The sequence below is a fragment of the Pantoea sp. A4 genome, from assembly GCF_000295955.2.
Classification (GTDB): Bacteria; Pseudomonadota; Gammaproteobacteria; order Enterobacterales; family Enterobacteriaceae; genus Pantoea; species Pantoea multigeneris.
Window position 1 is genome coordinate 99,558 of record NZ_ALXE01000044.1, and the last position, 18,732, is coordinate 118,289.

Genomic DNA, 18,732 nt, shown 5'->3' on the forward strand with positions numbered 1-18,732 from the left:
CTTGCCGCTCAGCTAACAGACTCAAACCTGCAACCAAAAGGTGACTGGACCATCGTTCTCTAGCGATACCTGCATATCTGCAGCAAAACGGCCATTTTCAGTGTTTATTCCCTGACGACGGCAGTTGTCACTAAAGCATTCGTACAGGCGGTTAGCCTCTGCTGGTGCGGCACCTTTGGAAAAAGAGGGGCGCATTCCGCTCTGGGTATCTGCGGCGAGGGTAAACTGCGACACAACTAAAACGCTGCCGCCAACCTGCTGAACATTGAGGTTCATTTTTCCCTGTTCATCGCTGAAGACGCGATATCCCAGCACTTTCTCACTCAGTCGCTGGGCTTTTTTATCATCATCGCCCTGCTCAACACCGAGAAGAACCAACAATCCCTGATCAATTTTTCCAACCACCGCGCCGTCTACCTTTACACTGGCGTGACGTACACGTTGAATTAACGCAATCATAATTCCTCTCGTTCTTTTTCTCTTTCTTGTTGTTTAAACAGGCGATAATCCTCAAGTGTGACCGTAATTTCCGCACCCAATAACACAATACACCAGGTCCAGTAGACCCACAGGAACAGAATTGGCACCACGGCCAAAACGCCATAAATTAACTGATACGAAGGGAACATCGTAACATAGAGGGCAAATCCTTTTTTACCCAGCTCAAACAACGCACCCGCAACCAGCGCACCGATCAGAGCATCCCGTGGTTTTACCCGCTTCACCGGGACAAGGCTGTAGAGCAGCCAAAAAGCCAACCAGGAGAGGAGTAAGGGAAAGATGCGTAAAGCATGATCGATGAGCCCGGTAACGCCTGTGACGTTAACCCAGCGCAGCGAGAGCAAATAGGAGCTAATTGCCAGGCTTGCACCTGCGAGCAGTGGACCGAGCGTAAGAATCATCCAGTACACGGCAAACGAGTAAACCAGAGGACGTTTTTTGTGAGAGCGCCAGATCTCATTAAGTGCGCTGTCCACCGAATGCATCAGCAGCAGCGCAGTGACAATTAAACCAACCGCACCCACCGCCGTCATTTTATTAACGTTGGTGACAAACTGCTCCAGATAGCGCTGGATAACACTACCCGCAGCGGGCACAAAATTATTAAAGATGAAGTTTTTTAGCTGCACGCTGATATCAGAGAACACCGGGAATGCGGCAAACAGGGCAAAAACCACGGCAATCAGCGGGACCAGCGCCAGCAAAGAGACATAGGCCAGATTTCCCGCATGCGTGGTCATCTTGTCTTCATTAATACGCCGCCACAGCAGCTTCAGCCAGAGTAAAAAGGCATGGCAACCGTGGTGCGCATAGTGCCACTGCTTCACCGTGCAAACCAACCCGGCACAGTACGGCTATCCTCGACCCATACGCTGGTGATACCGAGGGCCCTGGCCGCGTTGATGTTATCCTGGTTGTCGTCAAAGAATACCGCCTGCTCAGCGCTAAACCCTTCCTGCGCTAACACATGCTGATAGATACGTGCTTCAGGTTTACGCATCCCTAGCTCTTGCGAGAGATAAATATGATCGGCTGACTGCTGCACTTCCGGGTACTGGCTCGGCCAGAATTGGGTGTGAAGCTTATTGGTGTTGGAGAGAATAACAACCCGCTCTCCCTGCTGGCGCAACTGCTGCATGATCGCCAGCGTTTCATGCCGTACGCCGACAAAAATAGCCTGCCAGCCCGCTTCGAATTGAGGATAGCTGAGTGCGACATCCAGTTCAGCACATAATCTTGCTGCGAACTCCTCGTCACTGATCTCTCCGCGTTCGTGATATTCGAACGCCTCTCCAAGATGAAAGCGACTTTGCAGGTTCGCCAAAGGGACTCGACCCAGATTGCTCCAGACGCCGAGCACGCGGTTGAAGTCGATATCTACAATCACATTGCCCAAATCAAAAATGTAAAGCATATAGCCTCCTGCATTTTCCCTGGAGTATTCACTCTAGCGGGAAAAACAGATGCTGAACAGGCACGATGTTCAGGAAAACAGCGGTTGCGCGATACGTCGTAAAAGGCGTGTGTATCTGAGCATGGGTTTCATGCGATCGCTAACGCGGATAACTGAATTTTACCCCAATCACTTTCTGCTCTCGCCGCGTCGGAGTTTCAGCAATACCCTGTTTATCTGGCACTATTTTGTCTGTTTTCCCTTGCATGAATATTATCGAGACCAGTCTGTCTGGGCGGTAATAGTACGACTCCTTAGACTGAACTTTTAAAGTTCAATGAAAGAGGAAAGAATGAAATATCCACTGATGGCTCTGTTACTCACACTGTCGGGATCGGCACTTGCTGAAAGCATCACGCTCTCAGCAGGCTGGGCAACAAGCCGATTCGAAGGCAGCAATCTGAATGGTATGAATGTCAAAGCGGGCTATCAGCCAGACAATAGCCCGCTGGGTTTAATGACCTCTTACAGCTATGCCGCACAAAGCACGGCTGAAGACCTACGGGGTAATTGGGTAATCAGTAAGGTGACCTACCATTCATTACAGGGTGGTCTGAGTTATGAGAGCACGCCGTGGTTACGTCCGTATGCCATGTTAGGTGCTGCCAGATTAGGCGAAAAATATACCGCGACGAATGGCACACACAAAGAGAAGGGCCAACACGATAAAACCGGCATGGTTTACAGCGTCGGATTTCAGGTCTATCCGGTAGAGAATGTGTTTCTTGATGCCAGCTATGAAGGAACAAAGCTGTATGAACGACGCATCAGTACTTATACATTAGGCGCTGGCTGGAAGTTCTGACATAAAAAAACCCCGCACCTGAGTACGGGGTTTTTATTACTGATCTTTGATGCGCCAGACTGGCGCAATCAAACAGCTCGATTACTCTTTGCTGCCGCGTGAAGCGCGCTTACGATCGTTCTCAGTCAGGTGACGTTTACGAATACGTACTGACAGTGGAGTCACTTCTACCAGTTCGTCATCATCGATGAACTCGATAGCCTGTTCCAGCGTCATTTTCTGAGGCGGAACCAGAGTGGTTGCTTCATCGGTACCTGACGCACGCATGTTAGTCAGTTTTTTACCGGTCAGGCAGTTTACAGTCAGGTCGTTTGAACGGCTGTGAATACCGATAATCTGGCCTTCATAAACCTCAGCACCGTGACCCAGGAACAGCTTACCGCGATCCTGCAGGCTGAACAGTGCGAATGCTACTGCTTTACCCTGGCCGTTAGAGATCAGTACACCGTTCTGACGCTGGCCCACTTCGCCTGGACGAACATCGTCGTAGTGGCTGAAGGTGGAGTACAGCAGACCAGTACCTGAAGTCATGGTCATGAATTCGTTACGGAAGCCAATCAAACCACGGCTTGGGATGCTGTAGTCAAGACGCACACGGCCTTTGCCATCTGGGTCCATGTTCTTCAGATCACCCTTACGCTCACCCATCGCCTGCATCACAGAACCCTGGTGGGTTTCTTCGATGTCGAGGGTTACGTTCTCGAATGGCTCCTGCTTGCGACCTTCATGCTCACGGAAGATAACTTTCGGACGGGATACCGCCAGTTCGAAACCTTCACGACGCATGTTTTCGATCAGAACAGACAGGTGTAGCTCACCACGACCAGAAACGCGGAATGCATCCGAGTCTTCGGTTTCGTCAACGCGCAGAGCAACGTTGTGAACCAGTTCTTTGTTCAGGCGCTCAAGGATCTGGCGCGAGGTCACGAACTTACCTTCTTTACCGCAGAAAGGTGAGGTGTTGACGTTAAAGAACATGGTTACGGTTGGCTCATCGACGCTCAGGGCTGGCAGCGCTTCCACATTCTGCGTATCGCAGATGGTGTCAGAGATGTTCAGCTCGCCCAGGCCAGTTACCGCGATGATATCGCCAGCTTCTGCTTCGGTGCTTTCAATACGTTCCAGACCGAGGTGGCCCAGTACTTTACCGACTTTACCGTTACGGGTTTTGCCTGCGCTATCAATGATAGTGACCTGCTGGTTCGGCTTGATTTTACCGCGCTTGATGCGGCCAATGCCGATAACACCCAAGTAGTTGTTGTAGTCCAGCTGCGAGATTTGCATCTGCAATGGCGCTTCAACTTCAACCTGTGGTGGAGAAACACGATCAACAATCGCCTGATACAGCGGGGTCATGTCGTCTGCCATGTCGGTGTGATCCAGACCGGCGATACCATTCAGCGCTGAAGCATAAATGATAGGGAAATCTAACTGCTCGTCAGTCGCATCGAGGTTAACGAACAGGTCAAACACCTGATCAACAACCCAGTCAGGACGTGCGCCTGGACGGTCAATCTTGTTGATAACAACAATTGGCTTCAGACCATGAGCAAAGGCTTTTTTGGTCACGAAGCGGGTTTGCGGCATCGGGCCATCCATCGCATCAACGACCAGCAGCACCGAGTCCACCATAGACATTACACGCTCTACCTCACCACCGAAGTCGGCGTGTCCTGGGGTGTCAACGATGTTGATACGGTAGTCGTTCCATTTGATGGCGGTGTTTTTAGCGAGGATGGTGATCCCACGCTCTTTCTCCAAATCGTTGGAGTCCATTACGCGCTCAGTCGCTTCGGTACGGGCATCAAAAGTACCGGACTGTTGTAGCAGTTTATCAACCAGGGTGGTCTTACCATGGTCAACGTGCGCGATGATGGCGATGTTACGCAAATTTTCGATCACAGCTTTGCCTCAGGCATTTAGAAATAGCGCGCTATTGTACACGGATTAAGCGGAAGACTGAATACGATCACACTTTACGCGGTAAAGTTTAATTCAACGGTCATTTCCCGCATCAATGATGGTGCAGGATTCGCACTGAACTCGGTTTTTGCACCAAAACAGTGCCTACACACAAATAAAAAGCACACTTTTGGTGCATCTCTTCCATACTGGTGCAGTCTCCGTTTCATGAGAGGGCGCAGTATAGCGCGATTTTGCCCTCGACTGAAAAGTTGGCACAGAATTCGCTTTATATCTTTCAAGCGAAAACGACAGTTTTACGACGGTTGCAGAGCTTGCCGAGATCTTAGTCAGGATGTCTTCCACCCGAGACACAGTCCAGGCAACGAAAAAGTTCTCTACACCACGACGATAAAGACCATTTCCAGGAGAGTTGAGTATGTCCGCTGAACACGTTCTCTCGATGATGAACGAACATGAAGTTAAGTTTGTTGACCTGCGTTTTACCGATACCAAAGGTAAAGAACAGCACGTTACTATCCCTGCGCACCAGGTTAACGCTGACTTCTTCGAAGAAGGCAAAATGTTCGATGGCTCTTCCATCGGCGGTTGGAAAGGCATTAACGAATCAGACATGGTTCTGATGCCAGACTCAACTTCTGCGGTAATGGATCCGTTCTTCGCGGACTCTACCCTGATCATCCGTTGTGACATTCTGGAGCCAGGTACCCTGCAGGGTTACGACCGCGACCCACGTTCCATTGCTAAGCGCGCAGAAGAGTTCCTGCGTTCTTCTGGCATCGCGGATACCGTACTGTTCGGACCAGAGCCAGAGTTCTTCCTGTTCGATGACATCCGTTTCGGTTCTTCTACCTCTGGTTCACACGTTGCTATCGATGATATCGAAGCGTGCTGGAACACCGGCAGAGAATACGAAGGCGGTAACAAAGGTCACCGTCCAGCGCTGAAAGGCGGCTACTTCCCGGTTCCACCAGTCGACTCATCTCAGGACATCCGTTCTGCTATGTGTCTGACCATGGAGCAGATGGGTCTGGTTGTTGAAGCCCATCACCACGAAGTAGCAACTGCTGGTCAGAACGAAGTGGCTACCCGCTTCAACACCATGACCAAAAAAGCTGACGAAATTCAGATCTACAAATACGTAGTGCACAACGTTGCTCACGCGTACAACAAAACTGCTACCTTCATGCCTAAGCCAATGTTCGGCGATAACGGTTCTGGTATGCACTGCCACATGTCCCTGTCAAAAGGCGGCGTGAACCTGTTCTCTGGCGACAAGTACGGCGGCCTGTCTGAAACTGCGCTGTTCTACATCGGTGGTGTTATCAAGCACGCTAAAGCGATCAACGCCCTGGCGAACCCAACCACCAACTCTTACAAGCGTCTGGTCCCAGGCTACGAAGCACCGGTAATGCTGGCTTACTCAGCACGTAACCGTTCAGCTTCTATCCGTATCCCAGTGGTTGCTAGCCCGAAAGCTCGTCGTATCGAAGCTCGCTTCCCAGATCCAGCGGCTAACCCATACCTGGCATTCACCGCGCTGCTGATGGCTGGTCTTGATGGCATCATCAACAAGATCCACCCTGGCGATGCGATGGACAAAAACCTGTATGACCTGCCACCGGAAGAAGAAGCTGAGATTCCAAAAGTTGCAGGTTCTCTGGAAGAAGCACTGAACGCACTGAACGAAGACCGCGAGTTCCTGACCCGTGGCGGCGTGTTCACTGATGACGCTATCGACGCGTACATCGAACTGCTTAAGCCAGACGTAGACCGCGTGCGCATGACTCCGCACCCAGTAGAGTTCGAGATGTACTACAGCGTTTAATTCGCCGTGGATATTTAAAATCCCAGAGGTTTCGTGACGCAGTCGTGTCGTAGCGACACGAAACCCTGAGGAAATTTTTTTGTTGCCGTGGAAACTTTTCAGCCCATCTTCGGATGGGTTTTTTTCTCCACGAATTCATCGTTCAGACGCCAAAACCCCGGCTCAAAGACTATAATGCACTAAATTGGTGCAGAGGAACGTTGTATGGCAACTGGCACACTACCCGATGCAGGGCAGATTCTAAACTCCCTGATTAACAGTGTTCTGTTGGTAGATGACCATCTCGTCATCCATTACGCTAATCCTGCGGCGCAACAGATTCTGGCACAAAGTTCACGCAAACTGTTTGGCACCCCTTTGCCCGACCTTATCGGCTATTTTTCGCTGAATATTGAGGTCATGCGTGAAAGTCTGGAAGCAGGCCAGGGCTTTACCGATAGCGAAGTCACTCTTGTAGTCGATGGCAAGGCGCACATTATGGCGCTGACGGCACAACGCCTGCCCGATGGTTTAATTCTGATTGAAATGGCCCCGATGGATAATCAGCGTCGTCTCAGTCAGGAACAGCTGCAACATGCACAGCAGGTGGCTGCTCGCGATTTGGTGCGGGGACTAGCGCACGAGATCAAGAACCCACTCGGTGGATTACGCGGTGCAGCCCAGCTGTTAACGCGTGCGCTACCGGACCCTTCTTTGCATGAATACACCAAAGTCATTATCGAACAGGCCGATCGCCTGCGTAATCTGGTAGACCGCTTACTCGGACCACAACAGCCGGGAATGCACGTCACGCAGAGTATTCATCAGGTCGCGGAACGCGTGGTTAACCTCGTTTCGATGGAGCTGCCGGATAACGTAGTGCTGGTGAGAGACTACGATCCCAGCCTGCCAGAATTACCGCACGACCCCGACCAGATTGAGCAAGTCCTCTTGAATGTGGTTCGTAATGCACTGCAGGCGCTGGGCGAAGCCGGTGGCACGATTACCCTGCGCACCCGCACTGCATTTCAACTGACCCTGCACGGCACCCGCTACCGGCTCGTCGCGCGTATCGATATTGAAGATGATGGCCCCGGTATTCCCGCCTTGCTGCAGGATACCCTGTTTTACCCCATGGTTAGTGGCCGCGAGGGAGGCACAGGTCTTGGCCTGTCCATTGCGCGTAGCCTGATTGATCAGCATTCAGGAAAAATAGAATTTAACAGTTGGCCAGGTCATACCGAATTTTCGGTTTACCTGCCTATTCGCCAGTGAGGTTTCTATGCAACGAGGGATAGTCTGGATCGTCGATGACGATAGCTCCATCCGCTGGGTGCTCGAACGTGCGCTCACTGGAGCCGGTTTAAGCTGCGCCACATTTGATAGCGCAAATGAAGTGCTGGAAGCACTTGCCAGTAAAACCCCGGACGTATTGTTATCAGATATCCGTATGCCAGGCATGGACGGCCTGACGCTACTGAAACAGATTAAACAACGTCATCCGATGTTGCCGGTCATCATTATGACCGCCCACTCTGATCTGGATGCTGCCGTTAGCGCATACCAGCAAGGGGCTTTCGATTATTTGCCTAAGCCGTTTGATATTGATGAGGCAGTTGCGTTGGTTGAACGCGCAATTAGTCACTATCAGGAACAGCAGCAGCCGCGTAATCAGCAGGTTAATGGCCCTACCACCGATATCATTGGTGAAGCGCCAGCGATGCAGGATGTGTTTCGCATCATTGGTCGTCTGTCACGCTCGTCCATCAGCGTGCTCATCAACGGTGAATCAGGAACGGGTAAAGAGCTGGTCGCACATGCGTTGCATCGGCATAGTCCTCGCGCTAAATCGCCATTTATCGCGTTGAACATGGCGGCAATCCCCAAAGATTTGATCGAGTCGGAGCTTTTTGGCCACGAAAAAGGGGCATTTACCGGCGCAAATCAGATCCGTCAGGGCCGCTTTGAACAGGCCGATGGCGGCACACTGTTTCTTGATGAAATCGGTGATATGCCACTGGATGTTCAGACGCGTTTGTTGCGTGTTTTAGCTGACGGGCAGTTTTATCGTGTTGGCGGTTACGCGCCGGTCAAAGTTGATGTCCGTATTATCGCTGCGACCCACCAGAATCTGGAGAAAGGCGTTCAGGAAGGTAAATTTCGCGAGGATTTATTCCATCGCCTGAACGTGATTCGCGTTCACCTTCCGCCTCTGCGTGAGCGTCGTGAGGATATCCCTCGCCTGGCGCGTCATTTCCTGCAAATTGCAGCAAAAGAGCTGGGCGTTGAGGCTAAGATCCTGCACCCAGAGACTGAAACCGCCTTAACACGCCTGCATTGGTCAGGTAACGTGCGCCAGCTGGAGAATACCTGCCGTTGGCTAACGGTGATGGCCGCCGGTCAGGAAGTGTTGATTCAGGATTTACCGCCAGAGCTGTTTGAATCCACTGCACCAGATAGCCCGGTACAGTCACTACCCGACAGCTGGGCAACGTTACTGGCACAATGGGCCGATCGAGCGCTGCGTTCCGGTCATCAAAACCTGCTTTCCGAGGCACAGCCTGAAATGGAACGTACGCTGCTCACTACAGCGCTGCGCCATACTCAAGGCCATAAGCAGGAAGCCGCTCGCTTACTGGGTTGGGGGCGTAATACCCTGACACGTAAGCTAAAAGAATTAGGTATGGAATAAGCCGAACAAGCTGGATGAATTTTGATCGGTTAAAAGCTTTACTCCACGGTGCCGCTGAGTATTATACGGCGGCTACCGGGAGAAGAGACCATGTTCGAGACATTTATCCGCATCATCAGCCATGATGTTATGGCTATCGTTACCGCTGCCAGCCATGCTCCACAAACCGCCATTGCTGCGTTGATGTGCGCCATCATGTTCCAGCTGTTTCAGTAATTCAGATTACCCTTGAGCACTGTTGCAGTTGCGCAGTGCGACGGGCATAGCGATCAAAGCACATACAGATATTGCGAATCAGCAGCCTTCCCGCAGATGTTACCTTCAAACCTTCATCATCCAGAGTCACCAGTCCATCCGCTACCAGAGGTGCTAACAGCGCGAGATCTTCAGCGAAATAGCGACAAAAATCGATTGGCCAGCGCGCCTCGATGGCGCTAAAGTCGAGCCGGAAGTGGCAAATTAACTGCTTAATGACATCTCGCCGTAAGCAGTCATCATCGTTAAGCGTTACACCGCGCCATAGCCCGCTACCTTGATTCTCCAGACAGGAATACCAGGTGTTCAACACCTTGTGATTTTGCGCATGGCTCTCACCCAGCGAGCTGATCGCCGAGACCCCAAGCCCAAGCAGATCACACTCCCCTTGCGTGGTATAGCCCTGAAAATTACGGTGTAGCCGCCCCTCACGCTGAGCGACGGCTAACTCGTCCTGCGGCAGCGCAAAATGATCCATACCGATGTAGCAATATCCGGCCGCCGTAAGGGTTGCGATGCTCTGCTGCAAAATCACTAACTTTTGACCCGCACTCGGTAACTCATGGGATTTTATCTTACGCTGTGCAGCAAACAGTTCGGGTAAATGGGCATAGTTGAAGACACTGAGACGATCGGGTGCCAGTGATATGACTTTTGCCAGTGTGGCGGCAAAGCTCTCTGGGGTTTGCAGCGGCAGGCCATAAATCAGGTCAAAGCTTACTGAACGGAACCCAACGCTGCGCGCCTCACGCATCAGCTGCTCAATGCTACTTTCATCCTGAATGCGATTAATCCGTTGCTGAACGGCCGGATCAAAATCCTGGATACCGATGCTCAGCCGCGTGAACCCTAATAGCCATAGATGTTCAATCATGCCACTGGCCAGTTCACGGGGATCAATTTCAATCGACATCTCAATGTCTGCGCTAAAACTGAATTGCCGCCGTAGCTGCTCAATCAGGCGACTAAGTTGATTCTTGGTCAAAAAGGTCGGTGTACCACCACCGAGATGCAGTTGCGTTACCCGGCGGCCCTGAAACATCGGCGCGCGCTGGCGAATCTCGAGTGTGAGCGCTTCAAGATAACGGTCGGCTTTTTGGGGTTGACGCGTAACCTGCTTATTACAGCCACAGAAGTAACAGAGCTGATGACAGAAAGGGATATGAACATACAACGAGAGATTGCGTTCTGGATACTGCTCAACAGCGTGCAGGTAATCAGCTTCACTAAAACGCTCCTGAAAAGAGAGCGCAGTAGGATATGAGGTATAACGTGGCCCAGCGTAGTTGTATTTCTCAATCAGCGCCTGGTGCCACTCCGCTTGCTGCGTGGACATGGTAGCTCCTTCCGGGAAGTTCTGTAGGAAGGTCGCAGCGCAGAAGCGGTTACAGCACGGCGTAATCGTGACTTAAGGCGCGACAGTCGCCGTAGTTTAAACAACAGCGCCGCGAGAAAACACGCCAGCATTAGCGCTAAAATTGATCCAGGCCAAAGCATTGTCAGATACCGGGTTCTGGCATGGGGTGAGCCCCATGCCAATGTCGAATTAGTGACCTTTCAGCAGGCGATACATATCGTCTTCTGCGGCTTTGTCCTCTTCTTCATCATCCATGCTGATGCCCAGCTGTTCCATCAACTCATCGATGCGATCAAGGGTTTCATCCAGCCATGCTTGCTCTTCAGCAGACAGTGTTTCACCTTGTTCAAGGCGATCTAGCAGGCTATCTAGGCGATCGTCATTTTCAAGTTTCGCCAGCTCTTCCTCAGGCGTCAGGCGTACTTTCTGTACCGCAGGCTTAGGTTTTGGCTGAGCCTTCACCACAGGCTGCGTTTTTCCTTCTGCAATTAATGGCACCGGGGTTTTGCTACCGGTACGTGGATCGCGATCGGCTTTATTGCCCGCTGAGCCGCTATTCTGTTTCGCCGGTGGGTTAGCACGGCTACCAGCAGAGTGGCCACTCTTCTTCTGATCGCGCTTGCGGGCGCGTCCTTCCTGGTTCAGTTCTTCACGCGATTTACGTGTTTTACGTTTAGCGTTCGGCGCTCGTGCGGGTTGCTTCATGATGGTGTTTCTCGGCGGTTTTTAAACAGTATAGAATTGCGGCGAAATCTAGCAGAAACTGCGCAAAGAGAAAAGGCGACAGCTCACTGCTGTCGCCTTTTTTCACACCTTCAGATGAAGGAATTCGGTTGTCATTCCCTGCCAGCTCGCAACATCCCGGTTTATCCTGCGCCTGCCCACTCCAGGGCCGTTCCTTTTCCTTGTCAGGTCTTTCCGTTGACCCCTTTCCTTAGCCTAATGCTCTTCGTTATCCCAACGTTCCTGAACACATCATCCTGATGGGTGCGCCCCCGCACTGCATTAAAATGTAGACTAACTACTAAAAGTCTCAACCCGGAGTTTTCTGTAATTTATGTTCTTCAAGAACGCTGATAATTTAATTATTTGAAATTTAACACTATTATTTAATTGTTAAATAATTAAAACAGCAATCACTGGCATGAATTATCGGCGATCTCTTACAAAGCACACAGCAAAGACGCCATCAGGTACTTTAGTGCGATTATGCGTATAATCAGCGCATCACCTGAACAGGTCTGTGGAGTCCTCATTTGTCTGCTTTGAATTATCACGTTACACATTTCGTCCTCAGTGCACCGGACATCCGCCATTTGCCCAGCGATTCAGGGATTGAAGTGGCTTTTGCGGGCCGCTCAAACGCAGGAAAATCCAGCGCACTGAACACCCTGACGAACCAAAAAAGTCTGGCTCGTACCAGTAAAACACCGGGTCGAACCCAATTAATCAACCTTTTCCAGGTTGCTGAGGGAAAACGCCTGGTCGATTTGCCGGGCTATGGCTATGCCGAAGTACCAGAAGAAGTAAAACGTAAGTGGCAGCGTTCACTCGGTGAATATCTGCAAAAACGTGAGTCCCTGAAGGGATTAGTGGTATTGATGGATATTCGCCATCCATTGAAAGATCTCGATCAGCAGATGATCCAGTGGGCAGTAGAGAGTGGCATCCAGGTTCTGGTGCTGTTAACTAAAGCAGATAAGCTGGCATCTGGCGCACGTAAGGCACAGCTAAACATGGTGCGTGAAGCCGCTCAGGCATTCGCCGGAGATATCCAGGTGGAGATGTTCTCTTCACTGAAAAAACTCGGTGTCGATAAGCTGCGTCTCAAGCTGGATAACTGGTTCGCTGAACTGGAACCTGCTGTCGCTGAAGACGAGAATTGATCCTGTCGGGCCAGACGCGGCCCAATAAAAAACGCCCCAGTCATAAATGACTGGGGCGGCTAAATATTCAGCCAAATCCGATTACGTGAAGTAAAAGGTCTGAAAGATAGAACATCTTACCTCTGTACCCTACGCCTCAAACTTTACCTTAATTTCCGTGCGTGACAAAGGCTTTTTTGTAGTTAATTTTCAGCAAAAGAGTATTTTTATACAAGATGCGTCACATATTTGTCTTATAGTTGTAGTTTAATTACTTAAAAAATGCTTATTGTTTAGTCAGTTAGCAAAATGCCCATCCTGAGACGGGCATCACCTTTAAACGCTGTTGTTTTGCAGATCGTCGGGCTTAGTGAGCCTGATCCCAGTTATCACCCACACCAACTTCAACCAGCAAAGGTACGTCCAGCTGCATACTGTTTTGCATCAGCTGCTGGATTTTTACGCTTGCAGCCTCGACATCTTCAGCCCGAACTTCAAATACCAGTTCATCGTGAACCTGCATGATCATTTTCACTGCATCACCCTGTTGCTCTTCTAACCAGGCATCTACAGCGATCATCGCACGCTTGATGATGTCCGCAGCAGTACCTTGCATTGGGGCGTTAATCGCCGCACGTTCAGCGGCTTTACGACGAATAGCGTTGCTGGAATTGATATCCGGCAGCCAGAGACGACGGCCATCAAGGGTTTCCACATAGCCTTTTTCCGCCGCCAGACGACGTGTATCTTCCATATAACGCAGCACACCAGGGTAACGCTCAAAGTAGAGATCCATATACTTTTTCGCTTCGCCCGCACCAATGCTTAACTGACGAGACAAACCAAAAGCACTCATGCCATAGATCAGACCAAAGTTAATGGCTTTGGCACTACGGCGTTGTTCGCCGCTCACTTTATCCAACGCTACACCAAACACTTCGGATGCAGTCGCACGGTGAATATCCTCACCTGCGGCGAACGCATCCAGTAGGCCTTTATCCTGTGACAGATGTGCCATGATGCGCAGCTCAATCTGCGAGTAGTCCGCTGCCAGAATCCGGTTACCTTTCGCCGCAATAAACGCCTGACGAATACGTCGACCTTCATCGTTGCGCACCGGGATATTTTGCAGGTTAGGATCGGTCGAAGAGAGGCGTCCGGTAGCTGTCACTGCCTGATGATAGGAGGTATGCACTCTGCCGGTTTTCGGGTTAATCATCAGCGGCAGCTTATCGGTGTAAGTGGATTTCAGCTTCGATAAACCACGGTGTTCAAGGATCACTTTTGGTAGTGGGTAATCCAGAGCCAGCTCCGCTAATACTTCTTCGCTGGTTGAAGGTGCTCCACCAGGGGTTTTCTTCGTAGGCTTAATCCCCTGCTTTTCGAACAGGATGGTTTGCAGCTGTTTTGGCGAAGAGAGATTAAACGGCTCACCAGCCAGCTCGTGGGCTTTCTGCTCCAGTTCACTGAGGCGAATAGCCAGCTCTTGCGAATGCTTAGACAGTATCGCAGGATCGATCAACACTCCGGTGCGTTCGACACGGGAAAGCACATTCACCAACGGAACTTCGATCTGCTGGAAGACTTTCTTCGGTCCGCTGGCTTTCTCCAGTTCAGGCCAGAGCTTTAAATGCAGCTGTAACGTAACATCCGCATCCTCTGCGGCATAGTGTGCGGCTTGTTCTAACGCGATCTGATTAAAAGTGAGCTGATTTTTTCCCTTACCAGCAATCTCTTCAAACGTGACGGTTTTATGGTTCAACCAGCGCGCCGCCAGCGAATCCATATCGTGTTTTCCTGCCACACTGTTGAGAATATAGGACTCCAGCATGGTGTCGAATTCGATACCCTCTAACTCAATATCGTAGTTCTTCAGCACGCCACGATCGTACTTGAGATTTTGCCCCACTTTGGCTGCTTTGCCATTTTCCAACAGTGGTTTGAGGCGGGCCAATACCGTATCCCGATCTAACTGTGCTGGCGCATCAAGATAGTCATGTGCGACGGGAAGATAAGCCGCTTCACCAGGCGCTGTGGCAAAAGAGAGTCCGATAATATTGGCGCTGAGCGTGTCGAGAGAATCCGTTTCCAGATCGAAAGCGAACACCTCGCTATTTGAGAGCTTTTCAAACCACTCATCGAAGGTGCTCTCATCCAGAATGGTGACATAGCCCTCTGAGGATAATACGCTTGAGGCCTCAGCCTTAGCCGGTGGCTCATCTGGCAATGCCTGTTGTGCTGCTTTGGTGCCGCCCTTTTTGCCCTGTAACCATGTACCATCTTCCAAATCAGCCAGCCAACGTTTGAATTCATAACGGGCAAACAGGGTTTGTAGTGCCGCGACATCAGGTTCGTTAACGGTGAGCTGCTCGCAGGTCAAATCAAGCGTAACATCAGTCTTAATTGTTGCCAGCTGGTAAGAAAGGAACGCAACGTCTCTATTCTGTTCCAGTTTTGCACCCATGGTTTTTGCACCACGGAAGCCCAAATCAGCGACCTTATCCAGATTTTCATAGATTGACTGCATCCCGCCCAGACCCTGCAACAGTGCCTGCGCAGTTTTCTCACCCACTCCAGGAACGCCAGGAATGTTATCTGAGCTGTCGCCCATCATGGCGAGGAAATCGATAATCAGTGAAGGGGGAACACCGTATTTCTGCTCAACTTCCTCTGGACCGAGGATCGTATTGTTCATGGTGTTGATCAGCGTGATATTCGGAGTAACCAGCTGTGCCATGTCTTTATCACCGGTACTGATCAGCACCGACTGGCCTTTGTTGCCGGCTTCAAGCGCAAGCGTACCGATCACATCATCAGCTTCTACGCCACTGACGGCCAGCAGAGGGAGGCCCATGGCTTTAACCATGGTATGCAGGGGTTCGATCTGCGCCCGCAGGTCATCCGGCATAGGCGGTCGATGTGATTTGTAATCCTCGAAGAGTTCGTCACGGAAGGTTTTACCTTTCGCATCAAAGACCACAGCCACATGGCTCGGCTGATACTGCATAAGCAGGCTTTTCAGCATGTTCAGCACACCATACATCGCACCGGTTGGTTCGCCTGCGCCGTTGGTCAGCGGGGGGAACGCATGGTATGCGCGATAGAGGTAAGACGAGCCGTCTACCAGAATCAGGGGGTTTTCTGCAATTTGCGCCATAAGTCTGTGTTTTCTTCGTTGCGATGGACTGGGTTGTAAGGATGCCACAGGAGAGAGCGAATGTTGAATTTCACGCGCGGATCATGCGAGATTTTATCTGTTTAGTGGTAGCGATCGCAGAGATCGTGCTGTGGATAACTTTGTGCGTAAATTTCATAACGCCTGATAAGATCCTGTTAATCGTAAAATAAATTCACTATAAATTATTAACAATCAACAAGTTATGATTAATGCAATTACTTTTGCTTAAAATTCATCCAGGATCGAATATGTGGATATTAAATTTCCTGGCGCACAGCATATACTTCTGACAACGTTGTAAATAAAAAACGCCAGCTTTGCTGGCGTCAGTGTGAATGCATATTAACGATTATTTTTTATTCACCAGGAATTTAACCGCATTTGCATAATCCAGTTTGTAGTTTTCCATTGAACTGGTATCAAGACCGCCATTGTTAATCAGGTATTTACCGTTCACGTAGACGGCTGGCACACCCTGAATTTGGAAATCAGCTGCGGCTTTCTGCTGCTGAGCAACAAAAGCTTTAACCGCAAAACTGTTCCAGGCAGCGTCGTACGCTTCAGGTGTAATGCCTGCGGCTTTAACAAAGGTCGCTTTCAGGCTGGCTGGATCGGTAATTGTCTGCGTCTTTTGAATACCATCGAAGATGGCATCCGAAACTTTATCTTCAACACCTAACGCAACCGCTACAGCCCATGCCTGTGAGACCGCTGGTGCAAAATCACCACCGAGGAAATCAACGTGATACTTCACATATTTGGTATTGGCTGGCAGTTCTTTTTTCACTTCTGCACTGACATGCCAGACGTGTTCAAACTGATAGCAGTGTGGGCAGAAGAAGGAGAAAAATTCCACAACTTCAGGCTGCCCAGCAACAGTTTGTTTAATCGCGCTATACTGCTGGCCTTCGCTGTAAGGTGCTGCGGAAGCGCTAAAGGCAAGCACTAAACCAACCAGTGCCAAGAAAATCTTTTTCATCTTAAGAAACTCTCCATCTTTCTTCATTAAAATTGCGGGACAAGCTGTAAAGGGGGCTCCTGTAACAGTCTTTCCTGCTCGGTAAAAAGTGCAATCTGCCTACGCCAGAAATCTTCATCGTTCATCCACGGAAACGCACGTGGGAAAGCAGGATCCTGCCAACGACGAACTACCCAGGCCAGATAATAAACCATGCGCATAGCGCGTAAAGGCTCAATCAGTGACAATTCATGAACATCGAAGTCGCGGAATTCACTGTAGGCCTCTAGCAGAATATCCCATTGGATCCGCTGTTCTTGTCTGTCACCGCTGACTAACATCCAGAGATCCTGAATGGCAGGTCCGGTACGAGCATCATCCAGATCGACAAAAAGTGGCCCATCTCGCCACAGAATATTGCCGGGATGGCAGTCACCATGTAAACGCAGTGGTTGCCAGTTGGTATGCCAGCACTGGTGTAGCGTTGTGCTCAATTTATCAACGGCCTGTAGCAGGTTATCCTTTAACGCTGCAGGGACTAACTCGCTGCTCGCCAGGATTTTCTGTGGTTCGAGGATATATTCTTCCAGCCCTAGCGTCGGGCGAGTGGTGAAGGCGCTTTTCTGCCCGGTTTGGTGAATACGTCCAAGAAATCTGCCCACCCACTCCATGTGATCTTCGTTATCAGTTTCATACTGACGACCACCAAGGCTCGGGAAAACAGCAAAAAAGAATCCGCCATGGCTTTGCAATGACTGCCCATTAAGCATTAACGGCGCTGCGACAGGGATTTCATCTGCGTGTAAATCAAAAGCGAACTGATGCTCTTCTGCGATCTGATCGGCACTCCAGCGCTGAGGGCGATAAAACTTTGCCACGTAGCGGCGTTTATCATCGTCACTGAACTGATATACGCGATTTTCATAGCTGTTCAGGGCCGTCAAACCTGATTCAACTCTGATGCCGGTGTTCCAGAGCGCATCAAGGATGAGATCGGGATCCAGCGTCTGAAAATTAAATGCGGCTTCGCTCATTCTCATTCCTGTTTGTATTGCCGTAGCTAAAACGCAAGAATACCATTTCTCCTCTCCTTCACGCAGCGGGCTATGATAAAACACGATGACTAAAGCTTATTCACTATATGGGCCACAGGGTATAACAGGCGTCATTTTGGCGGGTGGTCAGGGAAGCCGAATGGGTGGAGAAGATAAAGGGCTCGTCTCACTAAACGGGATGCCGCTTTATCAGCATGTGCTCGCCCGGATCAGGCCACAGGTGAGTGAGGTCCTCATTAGTGCTAATCGTAATCTTCCCTTATATGCCTCTTCGGGTTACCCAGTCGTTAGCGATTCTTTCCCTGACTTTGCCGGACCGCTTGCGGGCATTTTAAGCGCATTACAAGCCGCACGGAGTGAATGGGTGGCTTTTTGTTCCTGTGATACTCCAGCTATTCCTCAGGATTATATTGCCCGCTTATGGGCTGCAAAAGGTTCGGCTACTGCGTTATGGGTGCGTACAACACAGCGCGATCATCCCACACTGGCTTTAATTCATCGATCCGTTGCAGCGGATCTTGAGGTCTTTTTGCATCACGGTGACAGGAAGTTGATGTTGTTTTTACAGCAGCAGAAGGGGCATAGCGTGTTATTTGAGGATGATGAAAGCTGTTTTCGCAATATTAATACGGCAGAAGATCTACAACAAGCCGGGCAATTTCTACTAAATGATGGGCGATAAAGGCCGTTTTTTGCACGGTTTTCCATGTTTGCGGGCCGGTTTTTCCGATCCCGAACAGGCTGGGAGGTGGGTTTACGCTGTTATCCCCCCCTTTGCTGTACTTTGCAGCTGGTTTATATCTCAGATACGGAGTTTTTATGTGCCGCAAACGCAAAAAACCCCTGTCTTTCGACAGGGGTCTTCGCTTATTTGATGCCTGGC

General features: G+C 50.4%; 17 protein-coding genes. 7 read left to right on the forward strand and 10 right to left on the reverse strand.

Translation table 11 applies throughout. The features are described 5' to 3' along the window. Positions 1 to 21: 21 nt before the first annotated feature. The 3 genes from dtd to yihX are packed head-to-tail and all read right to left on the reverse strand — an operon-like array spanning position 22 to position 1,915. A complete protein-coding gene (gene dtd / locus B880_RS0118165) occupies positions 22 to 459 on the reverse strand; it encodes a D-aminoacyl-tRNA deacylase (RefSeq protein ID WP_017348880.1) in 438 nt (145 codons plus the stop codon). Then, entirely contained in the window at positions 456 to 1,328 is an 873-nt protein-coding gene (locus tag B880_RS0118170) for a virulence factor BrkB family protein (RefSeq protein ID WP_017348881.1), read from the reverse strand. The genes dtd and B880_RS0118170 overlap by 4 nt, the downstream gene beginning before the upstream one ends. Beyond that, entirely contained in the window at positions 1,325 to 1,915 is a 591-nt protein-coding gene (gene yihX / locus B880_RS0118175) for a glucose-1-phosphatase (RefSeq protein WP_017348882.1), read from the reverse strand. Before yihX ends, B880_RS0118170 begins: the two co-directional genes overlap by 4 nt. A gap of 331 nt (positions 1,916 to 2,246) precedes the next feature. On the opposite strand from yihX, the gene B880_RS0118180 reads away from it, so the two are divergent. Then, positions 2,247 to 2,759: an Ail/Lom family outer membrane beta-barrel protein gene (locus B880_RS0118180; protein ID WP_017348883.1), complete on the forward strand. Its 513-nt coding sequence runs from the start codon at positions 2,247 to 2,249 to the stop codon at positions 2,757 to 2,759. Positions 2,760 to 2,840: 81 nt separating this feature from the next. Here B880_RS0118180 and typA read toward each other — a convergent pair whose 3' ends face one another. Then, the gene (gene typA, locus B880_RS0118185; RefSeq protein ID WP_017348884.1) at positions 2,841 to 4,661 is read right to left on the reverse strand and encodes a ribosome-dependent GTPase TypA; all 1,821 of its coding nucleotides are present in this window, start codon (positions 4,659 to 4,661) and stop codon (positions 2,841 to 2,843) included. A 439-nt stretch (positions 4,662 to 5,100) separates the two neighbouring features. On the opposite strand from typA, the gene glnA reads away from it, so the two are divergent. From glnA to B880_RS26760, 4 genes are all read left to right on the forward strand, one after another. Further along, positions 5,101 to 6,510 (forward strand): glutamate--ammonia ligase, encoded by a 1,410-nt coding sequence (gene glnA / locus B880_RS0118190; protein WP_017348885.1) that lies wholly within the window; start codon positions 5,101 to 5,103, stop codon positions 6,508 to 6,510. A gap of 204 nt (positions 6,511 to 6,714) precedes the next feature. Beyond that, on the forward strand, positions 6,715 to 7,764 hold the full coding sequence (gene glnL / locus B880_RS0118195) for a nitrogen regulation protein NR(II) (protein WP_017348886.1): 1,050 nt from the start codon (positions 6,715 to 6,717) through the stop codon (positions 7,762 to 7,764). Positions 7,765 to 7,771: 7 nt separating this feature from the next. Further along, positions 7,772 to 9,181: a nitrogen regulation protein NR(I) gene (glnG, locus tag B880_RS0118200; protein WP_017348887.1), complete on the forward strand. Its 1,410-nt coding sequence runs from the start codon at positions 7,772 to 7,774 to the stop codon at positions 9,179 to 9,181. A gap of 90 nt (positions 9,182 to 9,271) precedes the next feature. Further along, positions 9,272 to 9,397, forward strand: a complete 126-nt coding sequence (locus B880_RS26760) for a YshB family small membrane protein (protein ID WP_017348888.1) — start codon at positions 9,272 to 9,274, stop codon at positions 9,395 to 9,397. A 1-nt stretch (position 9,398) separates the two neighbouring features. Here B880_RS26760 and hemN read toward each other — a convergent pair whose 3' ends face one another. After that, positions 9,399 to 10,772 (reverse strand): oxygen-independent coproporphyrinogen III oxidase, encoded by a 1,374-nt coding sequence (hemN, locus tag B880_RS0118210; protein ID WP_017348889.1) that lies wholly within the window; start codon positions 10,770 to 10,772, stop codon positions 9,399 to 9,401. A 210-nt stretch (positions 10,773 to 10,982) separates the two neighbouring features. After that, entirely contained in the window at positions 10,983 to 11,498 is a 516-nt protein-coding gene (gene yihI, locus B880_RS0118215) for a Der GTPase-activating protein YihI (RefSeq protein WP_017348890.1), read from the reverse strand. Positions 11,499 to 12,049: 551 nt separating this feature from the next. On the opposite strand from yihI, the gene yihA reads away from it, so the two are divergent. Then, entirely contained in the window at positions 12,050 to 12,679 is a 630-nt protein-coding gene (yihA, locus tag B880_RS0118220; protein ID WP_026042758.1) for a ribosome biogenesis GTP-binding protein YihA/YsxC, read from the forward strand. A gap of 67 nt (positions 12,680 to 12,746) precedes the next feature. On the opposite strand, the gene B880_RS27390 is transcribed toward yihA, so the two are convergent. The 4 genes from B880_RS27390 to B880_RS0118240 all read right to left on the reverse strand — a co-directional run bounded on the left by B880_RS27390 (position 12,747) and on the right by B880_RS0118240 (position 17,828). Then, positions 12,747 to 12,794 carry a spot 42 RNA, inhibition of DNA synthesis gene (locus B880_RS27390; RefSeq protein ID WP_071892919.1) on the reverse strand — a complete coding sequence of 16 codons (48 nt, stop codon included), beginning with the start codon at positions 12,792 to 12,794 and terminating at the stop codon, positions 12,747 to 12,749. A 231-nt stretch (positions 12,795 to 13,025) separates the two neighbouring features. Then, positions 13,026 to 15,815 carry a DNA polymerase I gene (polA, locus tag B880_RS0118225; RefSeq protein WP_017348892.1) on the reverse strand — a complete coding sequence of 930 codons (2,790 nt, stop codon included), beginning with the start codon at positions 15,813 to 15,815 and terminating at the stop codon, positions 13,026 to 13,028. A gap of 370 nt (positions 15,816 to 16,185) precedes the next feature. Beyond that, positions 16,186 to 16,815 (reverse strand): thiol:disulfide interchange protein DsbA, encoded by a 630-nt coding sequence (gene dsbA / locus B880_RS0118235; RefSeq protein ID WP_026042759.1) that lies wholly within the window; start codon positions 16,813 to 16,815, stop codon positions 16,186 to 16,188. Between the two features lie 26 nt (positions 16,816 to 16,841). Beyond that, positions 16,842 to 17,828 carry a serine/threonine protein kinase gene (locus B880_RS0118240; protein ID WP_017348895.1) on the reverse strand — a complete coding sequence of 329 codons (987 nt, stop codon included), beginning with the start codon at positions 17,826 to 17,828 and terminating at the stop codon, positions 16,842 to 16,844. An 85-nt stretch (positions 17,829 to 17,913) separates the two neighbouring features. Here B880_RS0118240 and mobA point away from each other — a divergent pair, with 85 nt between their 5' ends. Next, a complete protein-coding gene (mobA, locus tag B880_RS0118245) occupies positions 17,914 to 18,531 on the forward strand; it encodes a molybdenum cofactor guanylyltransferase MobA (protein WP_051005713.1) in 618 nt (205 codons plus the stop codon). Positions 18,532 to 18,732: the final 201 nt, after the last annotated feature.